Annotated in this window: 11 protein-coding genes; 4 read left to right on the forward strand and 7 right to left on the reverse strand. The window is 61.8% G+C overall.

The features are described 5' to 3' along the window. Positions 1-5: 5 nt before the first annotated feature. Complete coding sequence (locus ABNT42_RS04475; RefSeq protein WP_348694581.1) at positions 6-1,358, forward strand: NAD(P)/FAD-dependent oxidoreductase; 1,353 nt, start codon at positions 6-8, stop codon at positions 1,356-1,358. 2 nt (positions 1,359-1,360) lie between these two features. After that, a complete protein-coding gene (locus tag ABNT42_RS04480) occupies positions 1,361-3,304 on the forward strand; it encodes a hypothetical protein (protein WP_348694583.1) in 1,944 nt (647 codons plus the stop codon). 47 nt (positions 3,305-3,351) lie between these two features. On the opposite strand, the gene ABNT42_RS04485 is transcribed toward ABNT42_RS04480, so the two are convergent. The 5 genes from ABNT42_RS04485 to ABNT42_RS04505 all read right to left on the reverse strand — a co-directional run bounded on the left by ABNT42_RS04485 (position 3,352) and on the right by ABNT42_RS04505 (position 10,015). Next, a complete protein-coding gene (locus ABNT42_RS04485) occupies positions 3,352-5,343 on the reverse strand; it encodes an acyltransferase family protein (protein ID WP_348694586.1) in 1,992 nt (663 codons plus the stop codon). 104 nt (positions 5,344-5,447) lie between these two features. Further along, complete coding sequence (locus ABNT42_RS04490; protein WP_348694588.1) at positions 5,448-6,641, reverse strand: ectonucleotide pyrophosphatase/phosphodiesterase; 1,194 nt, start codon at positions 6,639-6,641, stop codon at positions 5,448-5,450. Positions 6,642-6,754: 113 nt separating this feature from the next. Next, entirely contained in the window at positions 6,755-7,369 is a 615-nt protein-coding gene (locus ABNT42_RS04495) for a PEP-CTERM sorting domain-containing protein (RefSeq protein WP_348694590.1), read from the reverse strand. Between the two features lie 226 nt (positions 7,370-7,595). Continuing rightward, positions 7,596-8,219: an FxDxF family PEP-CTERM protein gene (locus tag ABNT42_RS04500; protein ID WP_348694592.1), complete on the reverse strand. Its 624-nt coding sequence runs from the start codon at positions 8,217-8,219 to the stop codon at positions 7,596-7,598. Between the two features lie 200 nt (positions 8,220-8,419). Next, positions 8,420-10,015: a DEAD/DEAH box helicase gene (locus tag ABNT42_RS04505; protein ID WP_348694594.1), complete on the reverse strand. Its 1,596-nt coding sequence runs from the start codon at positions 10,013-10,015 to the stop codon at positions 8,420-8,422. 305 nt (positions 10,016-10,320) lie between these two features. On the opposite strand from ABNT42_RS04505, the gene ABNT42_RS04510 reads away from it, so the two are divergent. Together ABNT42_RS04510 and ABNT42_RS04515 are read left to right on the forward strand one after the other, a co-directional pair. After that, entirely contained in the window at positions 10,321-13,425 is a 3,105-nt protein-coding gene (locus ABNT42_RS04510; protein WP_348694596.1) for a diguanylate cyclase, read from the forward strand. 7 nt (positions 13,426-13,432) lie between these two features. After that, on the forward strand, positions 13,433-13,651 hold the full coding sequence (locus ABNT42_RS04515) for an oxidoreductase-like domain-containing protein (RefSeq protein WP_348694599.1): 219 nt from the start codon (positions 13,433-13,435) through the stop codon (positions 13,649-13,651). Here the strand turns inward: ABNT42_RS04515 and ABNT42_RS04520 are convergent, their stop codons facing one another. Both ABNT42_RS04520 and ABNT42_RS04525 read right to left on the reverse strand, forming a co-directional pair. Continuing rightward, positions 13,652-15,352, reverse strand: coding sequence for an alkaline phosphatase family protein (locus ABNT42_RS04520; protein ID WP_348694601.1), 1,701 nt, complete (start codon positions 15,350-15,352; stop codon positions 13,652-13,654). Next, a complete protein-coding gene (locus tag ABNT42_RS04525) occupies positions 15,352-17,607 on the reverse strand; it encodes a TonB-dependent receptor (RefSeq protein WP_348694604.1) in 2,256 nt (751 codons plus the stop codon). The genes ABNT42_RS04520 and ABNT42_RS04525 overlap by 1 nt, the downstream gene beginning before the upstream one ends. Positions 17,608-17,636: the final 29 nt, after the last annotated feature.

Raw genomic sequence — 17,636 nt, forward strand, 5'->3', positions numbered from 1 at the left:
GTTCCATGACTGCTAACATCAACAACACTCCCGACTACGACGTCGCCATCGTCGGCGCCGGCTTCACCGGCCTCAGTGCCGCCCTCGATCTGGCCCGCGCCGGCCAGCGCGTGCTGGTACTGGACGGCGACAGCGGCCCCGGTGGCCTAGCTGGCACCTTCCAGTTCCGCGATGGCGTAACCATCGAAAAGTTCTACCACCACTGGTTCGACAACGATAGCTATGTGCCGCAATTAGTACGCGAACTGGGACTGGAAGGCGAGATACAGATCATGCCGTCCAAGACCGGCATGTATTTCAATGGCCGCCACTGGCGTCTGTCCACGCCGCTCGATCTGCTGCGCTTCAAGCCACTCTCGCTGATCGACCGTATCCGTCTCGGCCTGCTGGTACTGCGCGTGCGCAGCGTCAAGGACTGGCGCGCCATCGAACACCTGACCATCCGCGAGTGGCTGGAACCCCTGTGCGGAAAAAACGTCTACCGCGTCGTATGGCAACCGCTGATCGAAAACAAGTTCGGCATTTTTGCCGATGCCATCAACGCGGTCTGGATGTGGAAGAAGCTGGTGCTGCGCGGCAGTACCCGTGACGCCAAAGGTGGCGAACAACTGGCCTATTTCAAAGGCGGCTTCGGCCGGCTGGCGCAGGCCATGGCCGATGAAATCACCCGCCTCGGCGGCCGCGTGCAATACGGCGCGCCCGTCAGCACACTGGGGCTGAGCAGCGATGGCCAGCAAGTGCAGTCGCTGCAGACGGCACAGGGCAGCTACACGGCACGCGAATTCCTGTTCACGCCCGCACTCCCCATCATCGCCGATATTTTCCAAGGCAGCGCCAAGCCCGACTGGCTGGCCAGCCTGCGCCGCGTCAAATATCTGGCCAACGCCTGTCTGGTGCTGCAGCTCGATCGCAGCCTGTCCGATACCTACTGGCTCAACGTCAACGACCCCGGCTTCCCCTTCGTCGGCGTGATCGAACACACCAACTTCGATAGTCCGGCCAACTACGACGGCAAGCACATCGTCTTCCTGTCACGCTATCTGGCCAAGGAAGATCCCCTGTGGGCGATGGACGATGCGGCCTATCTGGACTTCGCCCTCAGCCATCTGCAGCGCATGTTCCCTGCCATGCAGCGCGACTGGATTCGCGACTACCAGATCTGGCGTGCCGACTACGCCCAGCCCGTCACCGAGCGTAACTACTCGTCCTACGTGCCGGCGGCAGAGACGCCGTTTGCCAATGCCCGCATCAGCACCATGGCGCAGATCTATCCGGAAGACCGTGGCACCAACTACGCCATCCGCGAAGGCCGCGCTGCGGCGCAGGCTCTGCTGGCCCGTCTGGGCGGGACGCGCTGATCATGCTGCACCATCCTGATCCCCGCCACAGTGTCAGCAGCTTGCGCCCGTGGATGCTGCTTCTGCTGGTGCTGGCCCTGCTGCCGCTGGTGCTGGGCGGGATGGATGGGCTGTACGCCCACTCCACCGATCTGGGTCACCATTACGCCTTGACGGCCAGGCTGTATCAGGACTGGTCACTGCCGCCCGGCATAGACCAGAGTCTGGGCGAAATGAATTTTTATCCGCGTGGCTCGCACCAGTTGGCGGCGCTGCTGGGCAAGCTTATCGGCTCACCGCTGGCCGGTATGCAGTTGCTGGCCGGCCTGTCGATTGCCGTGATCTGGGCGGCCTTCAGCGCCGTGCTGCTGGCGCTGCCGCTGCGCGCACGCTGGTGCTGCGCGCTACTGCTGGCGGCTCTGTTGCTAGGCAATAGCGCCAGTCTGCAGCTATTCATCCATGCCAGCGAAATCGGCGGCTACTATTTCTACGCCCAGCTGGTGGGCCACGCCGGCGCTGCGCTGGTACTGCTGGCCGCGATGGCGCTGGAACGGCGTGGCACCCCCGCATGGTGCCGTCACCTGCTGATCATCGCCGGTATCGCGCTGGTGGCACTGGTGCACCTGCTGCCTGCCTCCGAACTTCTGGGCCTGCTGGGCGCCAGCCTGCTGCTCGATCTGTGCCAGCGCCGCCCTACGCCGGGCCAGCTGGCCGGCAGCGCGGCACTGGCTCTGCTGGGCGCGCTGGTATTCATCAAGCACCCCAGCTACATCGGCATGAAAGAAATCGCCGCCAACAATGGTGTGCTCGATCTGGCCTACTTCGGCAGCATGAAAAGCATGGCGCTGCTGGCGCTGGCCGTGCTGGCACTGGCGCTACTGCTGGCATGGCGCTGGCGCGCACTGACGCAGCAGCAGCCGGCACAGGCCAGCCAGTCGCTCGGCCTGAAGTATCTGGCGCTGTACGGCGTGGCCGTGAGCGGCATGTGCGTGCTGCAGCTAGTGGCCCTGAAACTGGGACAGGGTTCCGAATACGCCGTGAAAAAACATATCTTCGCGCTCGACAGCGCCCTGCTGCTGCTACTGGCTCTACTGCCCATGCTGCGCAACTGGCAACCGCAGCCGACCGCCACGCAGAGCGAACGCTGGGCCGCGCACCTGCTATTGCTACCGCTGCTGGCAGGTCTGAGCTGCTATGCCGTGCAACCGCAGGGACCGAAACGCGATGCCTCCGATCTGGTGCAGCTCGAGCAGCAACTGACGTTGCGGCGCGACCTGCTGCTGGCGGCCACACCGGCACGCAGTGTCTACGTACTGCAGATGACGCACAGCGATACCTATCTCGATTACATGTACAGTCTGGGCCTGTTCCGCACCAGCCGTCAGGCCGCATTCGAAATGCTCAAACCACTGAGCGAAGCCCAGCTCGACGGCATCATCCTGACGGGACAAGGTTCCACGCTCAGCAAACTGGACCAGTGCGCCCTGCCCGGCTCCAGTACCGCCTTCCCCATGCTGGAGGCGCAGTGCGTGAGTCGCGCACTGATGGCCGCCCAGCCGCTGATCGAACTGGGTAGCAAAGCCCTGCCACCACCGTGCACCATCCGTGGTTTCAGCTTCCCCGAACCCGGTGGCCGCTGGAGCGAGCAGACCAGCACCAGCATCCAGTGCCCGCTACCGCAACTCAATGGCCAGCCGCCGCGCAGCGTCACGCTGCACGCCAGTGCTTTCGTGGAAAAAGGCCACCGCCAGCGCCTGCAAGTGCGGGTGAATGGTGGCGCCATGCAGGAATTCGTCTTCGATGCCGCCCACGCCCAGCAGCAGCTCACGCTGGCACTGCCGGCCGAGCCGCGCAACAGCATAGAGCTGGTGCTGACGATGCCGGATGCCACGTCGCCACACGCACTGGGCTTAGGCGAAGATATGCGCCAGTTAGGCGTGATGCTGGCGCGACTGGAATTCCGCTAGCAAAGCGGACCGGCGCTAATCCGGCGACGGGTGCGACCCGTCGCCACTTACGGCGCCAGACCTAGCTGGCGCGCGTAGGTACTGGCCACGTACAGGTCACCGTCATAGCTGAGGTGATGGGTATCGCGGTACATCAGCTTGCCATCCCGCATCACATGGCAACGGCTCGCATCGCACAGCGGTGCCGCCGTATCGAACACTTTCACCTGCGGGAACTCCTTGAGCAGACGGGCCACGATGGCGGCATGGCCGGCCGTGTTACGGTCGAAGGTGGCACGCGGCAGCGTGCAGTCCACCCCGGCTCCCGCCAGGCCCATGCCGGGGCGACCGATGCAGGAGCGCGGTTCGAAGTCCAGCATCGGCACATCGTTCACCCACACCAGCTGTTTGCCGGCCGCGCTGAAACGCTGCAGCGTCGTGCGCAAAGCCTGCACTGCAGCGATACCATCCGGATTGCCCTCGTGTAGTTTGAGCGCCGTGGAGAAGATCACCGTCTGCACGCTCGCCGTATTCAGGGCCAGCTCCAGCATGCGCGGCGTGGCCTGCTGATACGGATCGTCGCCGGTCGGCAGGCCGATGAAGGGCACACGCGTCCCCAGCATCAGCAGATTGCCGCCGTGGTCGTGATAGTAGCGGGTCAGACCGGCCACCAGATGGTAGGCATGGCTATCGCCGATCAGCACTACCGTCGGGTCCTGTTTCACCTGATCGAGCAGGCAGTATTCGTATTTGCTGGCGAAACCGTAACGGGCTTTGCAGGCTTCCGCATTGGCCACATCTTCCACCACGATCAGCGACTTCTGCAGCGCCGCATTGGCGACAATGCCGGAACGCTGCGGCAGGCCTGCGTGGGTGGCCAGCCACAGACCGGCGGCGGCTACCAACGTCATCAGACCGCTCAGCAGCATGATCTTGCGGCGGCTATGCGCCGGTGCGCGCACGCGCTGTTCCAGCACGCGGTAAGTCAGCCACGCCAGCAGCAGTGCCAGCAGCACGGCAGCTGCGCGGATCTGCCATGCCGGCTGGGCCGAATGCAGAATATGCGCGAACGACAACAGCGGCCAGTGCCACAGATACAGCGGATAGCTGATCAGCCCCACCCACACCAGCAACGGCTGCGCCAGCACATAGCGGTTGCACCATGCCTGCGGGCCGGCCGCAATCAGCAGCACGGCGCCCGTGGTCGGCAACAGCGCCCACCAGCCGGGGAAAGCACGGGTACGGGTAATCAGCACCAAGCCGGCCAGCAGCAGCGCCATGCCCAGCACGCTGTACAGATTGCGCCGCTGCGCGCTCGGTGCTGCCGCGGGCGCACTGCCCCCGCGTAGCAGACCGGCCAGCGTCTGGCCGTGCAGCGTCAGATAGGCCAGCATGCTGCCCATCAGCAGTTCCCACACGCGGCTGGCCGGCGAATAGAAGGTAGCACTGGGATAACGGTGCACCAGCGCCACGTTCAGCAGGAACGAGAGGCCGCCCAGCACCAGCGCCCACAACCACGCCCGCTGGCGCCAGCGCTGGGCCAGCATCAGCAGAATGGGCCAGAAAATATAGAACTGTTCTTCGATACCGAGCGACCACAGATGCAGCAAGGGCTTGGTGTCGGCCGCCGTATCGAAGTAACCCACTTCGCTCCACAGCAGCAGATTCGAAACGAAACCGGCACCGGCCACCAGATGGCGCCCCAGCATGCGGTATTCATCGGCAAACAGCACTAGCCAGCCGGCAGCAAAACAGCTGGCCATGACCAGTGTCAGCGCGGGGAAGATGCGCTTGATGCGGCGCCCGTAGAAGCGGGCAAAGCTGAAACGCTGCTGGGCCATTTCGCCCATGATGATGCTGCCGATCAGGAAGCCGGAAATGATGAAGAAAATATCGACGCCGATGAAACCGCCCGGCAGCAGACTGGGGAAAGCATGGAACAGCACCACGGCCAGTACGGCAATCGCGCGCAGGCCATCGATATCGGGCCGGTAGGCCGGATGGGGCGGCGCAACGATGGGCGCCTCGGCAGCGCTGGCAGACAGTGGTTCACGTTTCATGGCAACACAGACAGAGCGAAAAGTCGCTCATTGTAAACCAGCGCCGCCCCTGTTATGCCCAGCGATGCCCGGCGAAATTGCAAGAATTGTAAAAAGCTAGCGCGCTAGCGCAAGGCCGCACGCCATGGCGTGAGCTGTCCATCCGTGCTACGAGCCGGCAATGCCAGCAGATGCATCAGCAGCGGATACACATCGACATTGTCGATGACCGGCAGCAGTACCGCGCTGCGCAGGGCCGGCCCCGCCGCGATGCACAGGGCTGCCATCTCGGGCGCCGCCGGATCATAGCCGTGCCGGCCACCATGGACTTTGGCGCCCTGCTCAGCACTGAAAACGATGCTCCAGCCGGGGTCGGCCAGGCAGATTAGCGCTGGCACACGCACATGGTGGCCATAAGCCAGCCGTGCCGGTATGTCCTGTTTGCGCCAGCACTGCATATGCGGCCACGGCTTGAGCAAGGCGGCTTCCAGCTCGGCCGCCCGCCCCGCTAGCGGATCCAGGCCTGCATACGGACCGTCCACCACATGTGCGTAACTACCTTCAGGCGCCAGCTGGTCCAGACGTATCACCCGCTGCGGGCTCACTGCGGCCATGCCGTGATCCGCCACTACCACCAGATTGGCCTGTATGCCGCGCTGCTGCAGACCGGTCAGCAGCCGGCCTATGGCCTGATCGGCCCGCGCGATGGCGTCCGTGGTCTGCTCCGCCACCGGACCGTAATCGTGGCCGGCATGGTCGAGATGGCTGAAATACAGCGACAGGAAATCCCATTGCTGCTGCGGCTGGTCCAGCCAGGACAGCAGCAGATCGACCCGCTGCTCCGGCGTCATCGCATCGTCATACGGCGGCGCCAGCGTGGGGCGCACGCCTTGGATATCAGCCTCGCTGCCGGGCCAGAACACGGAGGCAGAACGCAGCCCGTGCTGTTCGGCCGTCACCCATACGGGCACGCCCTGATCCCACCAACGCCTATCCAGCACGGCTTGCTTATCGCGTATCAGAAAGCGCCGTTCCGGTATGGCCGGATCGATGATGACATTCCCCACCAGCCCGTGGTGGTCGGGGCGCAACCCCGTCACCAGCGTGTAGTGATTAGGGAAAGTCAGTGAAGGGAAGGAGGGCCGCATGGCCTGTGCCCTCACGCCGCGCGCCGCCAGCGCGTTCAGGTTGGGGGTCACGCCGCGCTGCAGATAGTCGGCGCGGAAGCCATCGATGGAGATCAGGATCAGCGGGTTGGCGGGGCGCGCCAGCACGGACTGCGCCACCAGCATGAGCAAGAGAGCGAGGAGTTTCTTCATATCCCGCTACCTTAACACGTGACTGTGACGACAACATAACGCTGCCGCGGCGGCCCCCAAAAAAAACGCGCTGACTGGCAGCGCGTTCTACGGTGCGGGGCAACGACGCCCGCTTAGGCCTTGCGCGCCTTGCGACGGGCGACAGCACCTACCAGAGCCAGACCGGCCAGCAGCATGCCATAGGTTTCTGGTTCAGGTACAGGTGCGGCGACCAGCGAAATTTTGTCCAGCGAAGTGCCGAGCGAATCATTGGTACCGGCCGCAGCGAAGCGCAGCGTGCTGGTAGCACCGCTGGCGGTCAGGTCCAGCGATTGCACGGTCCAGTTGGTGGCATTGCTGAACACACCCTGGCTCACGCCGTTCCAGAACACTTCCACGCCCTGCGAGCTCAGCGCCACACCGGCACGGTCCTGAATCGCAAAGTTCAGGGTGTAGTGCTTGCCAGCCGCGGTGGCGATCGATTGCTCGATGGCGCTGTTGCTGTAGGAATCGAGCTCGACGAAGTTGCTGCCGTCGTAAGCGCTACCGGCCACGTTGTTGCGCAGTTCGATACCGCTGCCGATGCTGCTCCAGCCTGGCAACGAGCCGAATACGCTCCAGCTACCGTTGGAAATGGTGGTCGCTTCGAAACTACCGTTGGTGACCAGTTCGGTAGGGGCAGCGTGCGCCTGACCAGCGACCAGAGCAGCGATAACAGCAACGGATTTGAAGATGGTAGCAGCGCGCATTCGAGTTCCCCTTAAAAATTGTCTATTTGAAATTTATGTTTCCCAAAGAATATGACCAGTGTATCGATGACATGATCGACTGTCTAGTACTTTTTGATGAAAAATAGAAAATATAGTTTCACAAAAGAATCATCCAAATAATCTGTCGCATAAAAACAAACGCGCCCCGCAGAGACTGGGGGCGCGCTGGGGCGGCCGGACCGGCCGCAACGAACTAACTTCTGACTTAGGCAGCTTTGCGGCGACGTGCTACCACACCGACCATGGCCAGACCGGCCAGCAGCATGGCATAGGTTTCTGGCTCAGGTACTGGAGCAGCCACCAGCGATACCTTATCCAGCGAGGTGCCGTAAGAGTCGCTCTTGCCGACAGCGGCGAATTTCAGCACGCTGGAACCGGCAATACCTTGCACGTTCAGGGTCACGGTTTTCCAGTTGGTGGAGTTGTTGTACACACCTTGGCTCAGGCCATTCCAGAACACTTCGATACCTTCCGAGCTCAACGCTACGCCGGGACGGTTTTCGAACGCGAAGCTCAGGGTGTAGTTCTTGCCAGCGGTGGTGAGAATCGACTGCTGCATGGCGCTGTTAGCGCGGGTATCCAGTTCGACGAAATATTTGCCGTCGAAGGCAGTGCCAGCCACGTTGTTACGGACTTCGATACCATTGCCGATGCCGGTCCAGCCAGTGATGTTGTTATAGATATTCCATTTGCCGCTGGCCAGCGAGGTATGGCCGTCGATCGATTCGAAGCTCCCGTTGTTGACCAGTTCGATCGGGGCAGCATGCGCCTGACCAGCGACCAGAGCAGCGACAACAGCAGCCGATTTAATGATGTTAGCAAAGCGCATTTTTGATTCCCCGAAGTTGACTTGTGTAAATAAGTATTTCTTTTTGAATATGTAAAGTGTATCGATTGCATCATCGCCTGTCCAGCGAAATTTGATGCAACAACGAAAATATAATTTCCATAAAGAAAATATTTAAAAAAAATCAGGGCGAAAAAAAACCGCCCGTAACAAAGGGCGGTTTTCTGTCAGTTGCACAAGGCTCAGGCGCGCGGTACGCCTCCCAGCAGGAAGGCCAGTTTCTGCTTGGGCTTGGTACTAGCCGGCGTCGCCGTGCTCAGCGTGGCCGAGCCGGCCGGCGCCGGTGCTTTGGCTGGCTCATACGGCTTGAGGAACCATGGATCGACTTTTTCGCGGCGCGGCGCAAAGCTGCTGCCGCCCGTACGCGGCGCCACGCGCTCACCAGTGCGGCTGCTACCGCTACCGCTGCGCGGCGCTTCATCGCGCCGGCCACGGCGCTCGCCGCGCTCTTCGCTGGCATAGGCCGGCGCCGGATTGAAGCCGGTCAGATCGCCACGCTTGATAGTCTGCTTGATGAGTTTTTCGATATCGGCCAGCAGACGCTCGTCCTTGTCCGAATAGATCGACAGCGCATCGCCCGAAGCGCCGGCACGGCCCGTACGGCCAATCCGGTGCACATAGTCTTCCGCGTTATACGGCAGATCGTAGTTGATCACGCACGGCAGGTCGGAAATATCCAGACCACGGGCGGCAACGTCGGTGGCCACCAGAATATCGATCTCGCCCTTTTTAAAGGCGTCCAGCGCGGCCATACGTTCCTGCTGGCTCTTGTCGCCGTGAATGGCCACGGCTTTCATGCCTTCCTGTTCCAGTCCACGGGCCAGACGCGACGCGCCGATCTTGGTGTTCGAGAAGATGATCACCTGTTTCAGCTCGCGCTGGCGCAGCAGGTGCGCAGTGAGGGCATGTTTCTGGTTTTCCGCCACTTTGTAGACCACCTGGGTCACTTTATCGGCGGTCTGGTTGCTGCGCGCCACTTCGATGGTGACCGGGTTGCTCAGGAAGGTGTTGGCCAGCTTCTTGATTTCGGGCGAGAACGTCGCCGAGAACATCAGATTCTGGCGCTTGGCCGGCAGCAGGTTGATGATGCGCTGCAGGTCAGGCAGGAAGCCCATGTCCAGCATGCGGTCCGCTTCGTCCATTACCAGCATCTGCACCTGATTCAGGGCGATATTCTTCTGCTCGACGTGATCGAGCAGACGGCCCGGCGTGGCGATGACGATTTCCACGCCATTGCGCAGGATTACCGTCTGCGGCTTCATGTCCATGCCACCGAATACCACGGTGGAGCGCAGCGGCGTGTGCTTGGCATAGGCCTGCACATTTTCCGCTACCTGCACCGCCAGTTCGCGCGTCGGCGTCAGAATCAGCGCGCGCACCGGATGGCGCGCCGGCGAGGTGCTATGGCTGGCATGGGCCAGCAGCATCTGGATAATCGGCAGCGAGAAGCTGGCGGTCTTGCCGGTACCCGTCTGGGCGGCGCCCATCACATCGCGGCCTTGCAGCAGCACGGGGATGGCTTGCGCCTGGATCGGGGTCGGATGTTCGTAGCCCTGCTCGGTCAGCGCGCGCTGGATCAATGGCGACAGGCCAAAGTCGGAGAAACGTACGCTGGCCGGTGCTGGCTCAGCTTCGGCAGCGACAGGAGCAACGGCAGGAACAACTTCGACCGCCACAGCCGTTTCAACGGCCATTACTGGTGCTGGCTCCACGGCAGCAGGCACACTGGCGGGCACGGGCTCGGACACGGTAGGGGTGAAATGTTGGGTTTCGGACATAATGTGAGTGGCGGCCCTGCGGCGGGCAGCCCAGCTTTCTTCAATTAACAACGTGTATTGCGCGGCCGGCCCGGCGCTACTGGACAACCTGGAGGAAGTGCGGAACAACCGGCGGAGCGGTATAGCGGTGAGCACGATACTATAAGCGCCGTAAACTATACCCTAAAACGCGGCAACTGCGCGAAAAACCGTCAGTTTACGCCAATTTCATTGCATCAATGGCATGTATAATAGTCATTCTGCTCAGATACCAATTATTGTTTAGCACGGCGCGTGGCTGCTTGCGCCGTTCATGGAAAATCCACATGCCCGACCTAGCACCAGCCTTGCGCCGCGCCCTGCGGCTATGCCTTCTTGTCTGCACCGTATTCTGTCTGCTGCCCGCCGCCGATCTGGCGGCCGCCCCCGTCCCCTCGTTGCGCTTCAAGAAGCTGGGCCCGCTCGACGGCGATGAACCTTCCATGCTGTCGCTGCTGCAGGACCGCAAAGGGTTTATCTGGATCGGCACGCATACCAATGGCCTGTACCGCTACAACGGCTATCAGGCGGTCAAATACATCAACATCCCCGGCGATGCCCGCAGCCTGCCCCATGACCGCGTCTCGGCCATCTACGAAGACAAGCAGGGTTTTATCTGGGCCGGAACCCAGAACGGGCTGGCCCGCTTCAATCCGGACACCAACAACTTCACCACCTACGCCCCCGAAGGCAAAGCGCCGAAAAACCACCGCATCATCAAGAACATCATCTCCGATGGCAAGGATGGCATGTGGGTCGGTAGCTGGGGCGGGCTGCAGCATTTCAATCCCGTTACCGGCAAATTTACCGTATATGCCCACGACGACGACAATCCCGACAGTCTGGCCAGCAACGACCTGAATGCGCTGGCACTCGATAGCCGCGGCGGCGTCTGGATCGGCACCTGGCCGGGCGGGCTCGATTATCTGGCCCCGGGCAGCCAGCGCTTCCAGCACCATCAGGTCGACCCCAATCCCGTGCCCGATGCGCGCGTCAACATCGTCCGTGCGCTGCAGTTCGACCGCAATGGCGCGCTGTGGATAGGCACCGAATCGGGCGTGATCCGCTGGGATGGCAAGAGTGACTGGAGCAGCCGTCAGGCCATCACTTCGCCATATAGCCGCATCACCAACTTCAATCTGGATGACAAGGGCACCCTGTGGTGCACCACCCTGTCGGCCGGTCTGCTGCGCTGGAACGATGCCACGGCCAGCTTCGACCAGTTCGTCCACGCCGCCGACGACCCCTACAGCCTGCCCGGCGATAATCTGCGCGCGGTGCTGCAGGACCGCGCCGGCATGCTGTGGATCGCCTCGTTCACCGACGGCATCAGCCTCGCCAATCTGAACAGCGAAGGCTTTACCCGCCACGTGCCGTTCCGCATCGATAGCCGTTCCGGTCCGGCCAGCAATGCCTTATTGAGTCTGGCACGGGCCCCGAACGGGCGCGTCTGGCTAGGCGGCAATGTGGGCATGAGCTTGTACGACCCCGCCACCAGCACGGTGATCCGCACCTACCATGCCGATGACAAGACCAAGGGCAAACTCAGCCACTCCATCATCTACAGCATGTATCAGGATGTGGCAAATAAAGGCCCCTTATGGCTGGGTACCTCCAATGGTCTGAACCGCCTCGATACCCCGGACAGCCCGTTTCAGGTTATCCACTTCGGCAACACCGCCAGCGACTACATCAACGCCATCGCCCCCGGCGCCAACGGCGCGCTATGGCTGGCCACCGGCAATAGCCTGATCCGCTACGATCCCAAAACCGATGGCCGCAAGATCTATTACAACGATCCGAAAGACCCCACCACACGCGCCGTGAACGGCACCTCGGCCGTACTGGAAGACCGTCAGGGCCGCGTCTGGGCCGGCTCGGAATGGAATGGCGGCGGGCTCGATCTGCTCGATCCCGCGAGCGGCAAATTCCGCCACTTCCGCCACAGCAGCAAAGACGCCACCAGCCTGAGCGACGACAACATCGCCAGCCTGCACGAAGATGCGCAAGGCCGCATCTGGGTCGGTACCAGCAAGGGGCTGGATCTGGTGCAGTTCAAGGACGACGGCACGATCAGCTTCAAATCCTATGCCGCCGCCATGCGCGCCCCAAAAATCCTCGCCATCGAACACGATAGCGATGGCCGTATCTGGTGCTCCACCATTGCCGGCCTGTACCGGCTTGATCCCGCTACGGGACAGGTGGCGCGCTTCACCGCCTCGGACGGTCTGACGGAAGGCTTCACCGTCAACTCCTCCACCACCGACGAAAAAGGCGTGCTGTATTTCGGCGGCGTACACGGCATGACGGCCGTCACGCCTGCCAATGTGCGCACCAGCTCGCGCGCACCGCAGGTCGCGATTACCGACATCACCGTGTTCAACCGTTCGCTGCAGGATGGCAAACCGAACGACAACGTCAAGGCCGAAGGCCCTGTTACCTCGCCCACCGCGCTGACCCTGTCGGCCCAGGCGTCCGTATTCTCGATCGAATTCGCCGCCCTGCACTACACCGAGCCCGGACTGAACCGCTATGCCTACCAGCTCGACGGCTTCGATCAGGACTGGGTAGAAACCGATGCGGCGCACCGCAGCGCCAGTTACACCAACCTCAATCCGGGACGCTACACTTTCCGCGTCAAGGCGGCCAACCATCTGGGTGTGTGGAATCCCGAACCAGCCACGCTGGAAGTGACGATCACGCCGCCGTTCTGGCAGCGCTGGTGGTTCCGTGCCGGCGCCGTGCTGCTGATCGTCAGTGTGCTGCTGCTACTGTATAAAATCCGTATCAGCCGGCTGACACGCCATCAGGCCAAGCTGGAACAGCTGGTCACGGCGCGCACGGCCGAACTGGAGGAATCCAACCGCAAACTGGCCGCGCTGACCACCACCGACGGCCTGACGGGCGTGAGCAACCGCCGTGGTTTCGATCTGGCGCTGGAGACGGAATGGCGGCGTGCCGCCCGCACCGGCCAGACGCTGGCCCTGACCATGCTCGATGTGGACTACTTCAAAAAATACAACGACCACTACGGCCATCTGGCCGGCGATAGCGCACTGCGCAGCGTGGCCGAACTGATCACCAGCCACGGCCGCCGCACCACCGATCTGGTGGCGCGCTACGGCGGCGAAGAATTCGCCCTGCTGGCCGCCGCGACGGATGCCACCGATGCCTATGGCACGGCACAGGAGATCTGCGCCGAACTGGCTCGCCGCCAGCTGCCCCATGTGGCATCGCCATTCGGCGTGATGACCATCAGCATAGGCGTGGCCGCCATGGTACCAAGCGAAGACAGCACGCCGGACCAGCTGGTACAGATGGCCGACCGTGCCCTCTACCGCGCCAAGGAAAAGGGCCGTAACATGGCGTTACTGGCCATGCCACCTGATTGAGGAATAGATGTCTGAAGCAATGAAACCTGAAACATTACCTGCTAACGCAACGGAGCACGATCCCGAACCGGAAGCACCGCAGCCGCCAGCACCGGGCGACTGCTGCCATAGTGGCTGCACGTTCTGCGTGGAAGATATGTATCAGGGCGAACTCGATCGTTATCGGGTCGCCCTGAAGGAATGGCAGGAACGCCAGCAAGCGGCTGGCGCCTCCAGTACGGATTGATTAGCGCCGGCTGCGCGAGAAATCGAACAGCGGCATCAGATCGCCGATGGCGGGACGGTTAAGCGGCACATACGGATCGGTCTTGCTATGCACGGGATTGGGCAGGTTATCGCGACTGCGTGCCGACAGCGGCGGCAGCGACCAGTTACGCTCGATGAATTTGGCAATCGACGCGTGATCATAATAAGTGTGGTCCACCACGCCCTTTTTCGCCCACGGCGACACCACGATCAGGGGAATGCGCGTGCCGTCGCCAAAGAAATCGATCGCCTGTACATAGCCGGAATCGTAATAGCCACCACCTTCGTCGAAGGTAATCAGAATCGCGGTCTTCTGCCACAGCGCCGGATTGGCCTTGACGCGGTCGATCACGCCCGCCACCAGTTCGTCGAAGCTGGGTTCCATGGCATAGCCGGGATGGCCGGAAATGCTGTCATACGGGGCGATGATGGACACGGCTGGGAAAGTCGCGGCATCTTTCACGTCCACGTAGAACTGCATCAGATCGACCAGCTTGGCCTTGTCCGGTCCCTGCATGGTGGAACTGAAGAAGGTCGGCGTGTCGCACATGCCGCAGTATTCCTTGTCCACTTTGATGCCGTCGTTACGGCCACCGCTATACCACTTCCACGACACTCCGCCGGCCGTCAGTGCATCGCCGATATGCGGCATGGTCTGCGGCGGCAGCAGGAATTTGTCCGGTCCCAGTTCCAGCGCCTGTCCCATCGCTCCATAGGCCGGATCGAGGTTGTTCACCATGTAGTAGTGATCCGGCGCGCAGTTGCCGTCGTTGAAGGCTTTATACGGCAATGCCGCCAGCAGCTTGCGGATACCGGCCACGCCGGGCTGGCTGTCATCGGCACAGGCCACATAGGTGCCACCACGGTAGCCGTCTTCCGTGTACCAGTTATTGGTACCGGGGTGGGCATCGGGATTTTCGATCAGCTTGGCCGCTGGCACGGCAGGCTTGCCATCGACCAGATACACGCCCACATCGGCCGTGGCCAGCGCAAAGTAATTGGCCGTGGTGCCGCCCATGATGGGCTGGTGATAATTGTCGGCAATGGCGTATTGGTCGGCCAGCCGCTTGAACAGCGCCGCGTCACCGCGCGCCATATTGTAGAAGCCCATCGCCACGCCGCCCTGCCCGGTACGGCCGGGAGCCAGCGGGAACGGGTTGCTGGGGCCGGGCCCCGTCTGGTCACCAACCCAGACAAACAGGTCGTTCTTACCACCATTCACCTGCTGCCACATCTGGAAGAAGCGGTGGGTGGGGTCGCCCGTGTGGGCGCCGTAACCGACATGGTGGGTAATCTGGAACGGACCGTTAGGCAGATTGGCGGGAAAACGCGCATCCGGCACATCCTGACGCTGGCCGAAAGCGCCGGCTGCCCAAGGTTGCGGCAGCGTGGCATACGCGCCCGTGACGGCCGGTGTGGGCGTGTAGGCGCCCGTTGACAGGCCCTGCTGCTGCGCCGCTTCGGCAAAACGGGGGCCCGGTGTGCCGTCCAGATTGACGATTTTTTTCGACAGCAGGTTGGCGATCGTCTGGCCCCTGCGTGGCTGGTAGACCCCGTACAGATTATCGAAGGTCCGGTTCTCGCCGACCAGAACGATCACATGTTCGATCGGCGTGGTGGCCGCTGCGGCGGCCGTAACATGCAGCGCACCGCAGACCAGCGCCAGCAGGGGCGCGCGCATTACAGCTTGCCGTTCAGCGAGATGAAGACCTGACGTGGTGCACCCGTCAGCATGCTCTGCAGCGTCTGATTAGCATCGCTAGCGGTGAAGCCGTTGGTGCCGATCGAGCTCAGATACTTCTTGTCGAACAGGTTGGTGACGTTGGCTTGCAGCGTCAGGTCTTTCAGACCGCCCAGCGATTTCAGCTTGTAGCCAGCCGACAGATTGGCCAGCCAGAACGACGGCACGCTGGCATCGTTGGTGTAGGTGTAGTAGCGCTGCCCCGTGTACTTGGCGCCGACGCGGGTGAACCAGCCAGCGTTTTCGTACGACACTTCGGTGTTGAACAGCACCCGGGGTGCATCCACTACCTGCTTACCGCTCACGGCCACCAGGGTTTTGCCGTCCATATAATCCGATTTGTATTTCGAATCATTGAAGGTGGCCGAATTGAACCAGCTCAGTTCACGGTTGATCTTCCATACGCCGATCGCTTCCACACCCTTGGTGTCGACCTTACCCACGTTGACCAGCGTCGATGGGCAACCGACGATACCGGCGCAGGTAGCGACGCTCAGCTGGCGGTCATCGAACTGGGCGCTGTAGACGGCCAGCGAACCCTGGATATCGGCGCGCTTGAAGCGATAGCCCAGATCCAGATTGACGGAAGTTTCCGGTTTCAGTTTCGACACGCCGGCATCGAACGCAACTTGCGTCTGCGAGAAGGGACCGCTCACGCCCGGCTGGAACGCACGCATGTTTTTCGAAGCGGAAGCGAATACTTCGTCATCCTTGCTGATGGCGTAGTTAACACCAGCCTGTGGCAGGAAGGACTTCTCGGCGCTCAGTTCGCCGGCAGCGCGGCTGCCCACCAGATTGGTGGCCTTGATCGCCACATCCATGCCCTTGAAGCCGACATTGAACTTCAGCGCGCCGTCCATGGCGCTGAAGCTGTCCTGCACATAGTATTGCGAGGTGGTGGTGATGAAGTTCTGCTTCCAGTCGGTGCGGAACGGCTTGGACAGGAACACCATGGTGTCGGCCGGTCCCGTCACGCCGTAGTAGCTACGGCTGGCCGTGTGGTTGCTGCGCTCGCCCCACAGACCGAAGTTGACGGTATGGCTGCCCAGTTCCCACGTCAGGTTGCTGGTTACACCGTCGCGGCCGATCGCGTACTCGGTGGTACGCAGCGAAATCGGGTTGGCGGCATCGGTCGGCACATATGGGGTGTACCAGTGGCCCTGACCTTCGTTATCGTGGTGGTAGATGGTGCTGTTCAGATTGACGTGGCTGCCGAAATTCAGATCCAGCGTCAGACCGCCCAGCGTATCCTTGCGCAGGCCGCCGGCCGAGTAGTAAGCATCATCCAGACTGTTGACGCCACCCGTGAACTTGCCCGCCGCAGCATTCAGCGCGCGCTGCCAGTCACCTTCGTAGTTATCCCACTGGTAGCCCAGACGCTTGACCATTTCCGGCGATACGTCCTGATAATCGACTTCGCGGCGATCCGAGTAATTGAGGAAACCGGTCAGCTTGTTCTCGCCGAAGCTGAACACGAATTTGGAGTTCAGCTGGTCCTGATTCTGGCCACCGGCGCCCTTGGTTTTATCGGTACGCTGACGGGTGCCGCTCAGGTAGGCTTTGGCCACGCCGTTCAGCAGGCCAGTGTCGACGCGGGCAAAGGTGCGTGAAGTCGAATCGCTGCCTAAGGTCTGGGCAAACGTCAGCCCCAGCTCATCGGCCGGCTGCTGCGAGAAGAACTGCACGGTGCCACCGAGGTTGCTGGTGGAAGCCGTGGCCAGCGCACCGGCGCCTTGCGACACGGTGACGCTGCCGATGTTTTCCGACGAGATGGCGCGGCTGATATGCAGGCCGTTGTTGTTACCGTAGCTCATATCACCCAGTGGTACGCCATCGAGCGTGAAGCCCAGCTGGTTCTGGTTAAAGCCGCGCACGCTGAAGCGGGTCGACCACTCGTAGGCACCGAAAGGATCGGCCGACTGGAAGTTCACGCCTGGCAGTTTTTCCAGTACTTTCAGGGCGCTGGTGCCTGGCAGTGCTTCCGCCAGATCGGCCTTGTTAATGTTCTGCACCTGACGCGACTGGCCGCGACCAGTGATCTCGACCGTCTGGATAGGGCCGATGACGGCAGCGGCCAGATTGCTGTCGGCGGCGGCATCGGCGGCATCGGCTACATTCGCAGCATAAGCAGCGTGGCAGGCCAGCGCCTGCAGAACCAGCAGGCACAGAGGTTTCAGTGGGAAGCGCTGTTGCATGTTTTTTCTTTCTTGTGAGTGAATGTAGA

It is taken from the genome of Duganella fentianensis (genome assembly GCF_964031615.1).
Taxonomy (GTDB): domain Bacteria; phylum Pseudomonadota; class Gammaproteobacteria; order Burkholderiales; family Burkholderiaceae_D; genus Rugamonas; species Rugamonas fentianensis_A.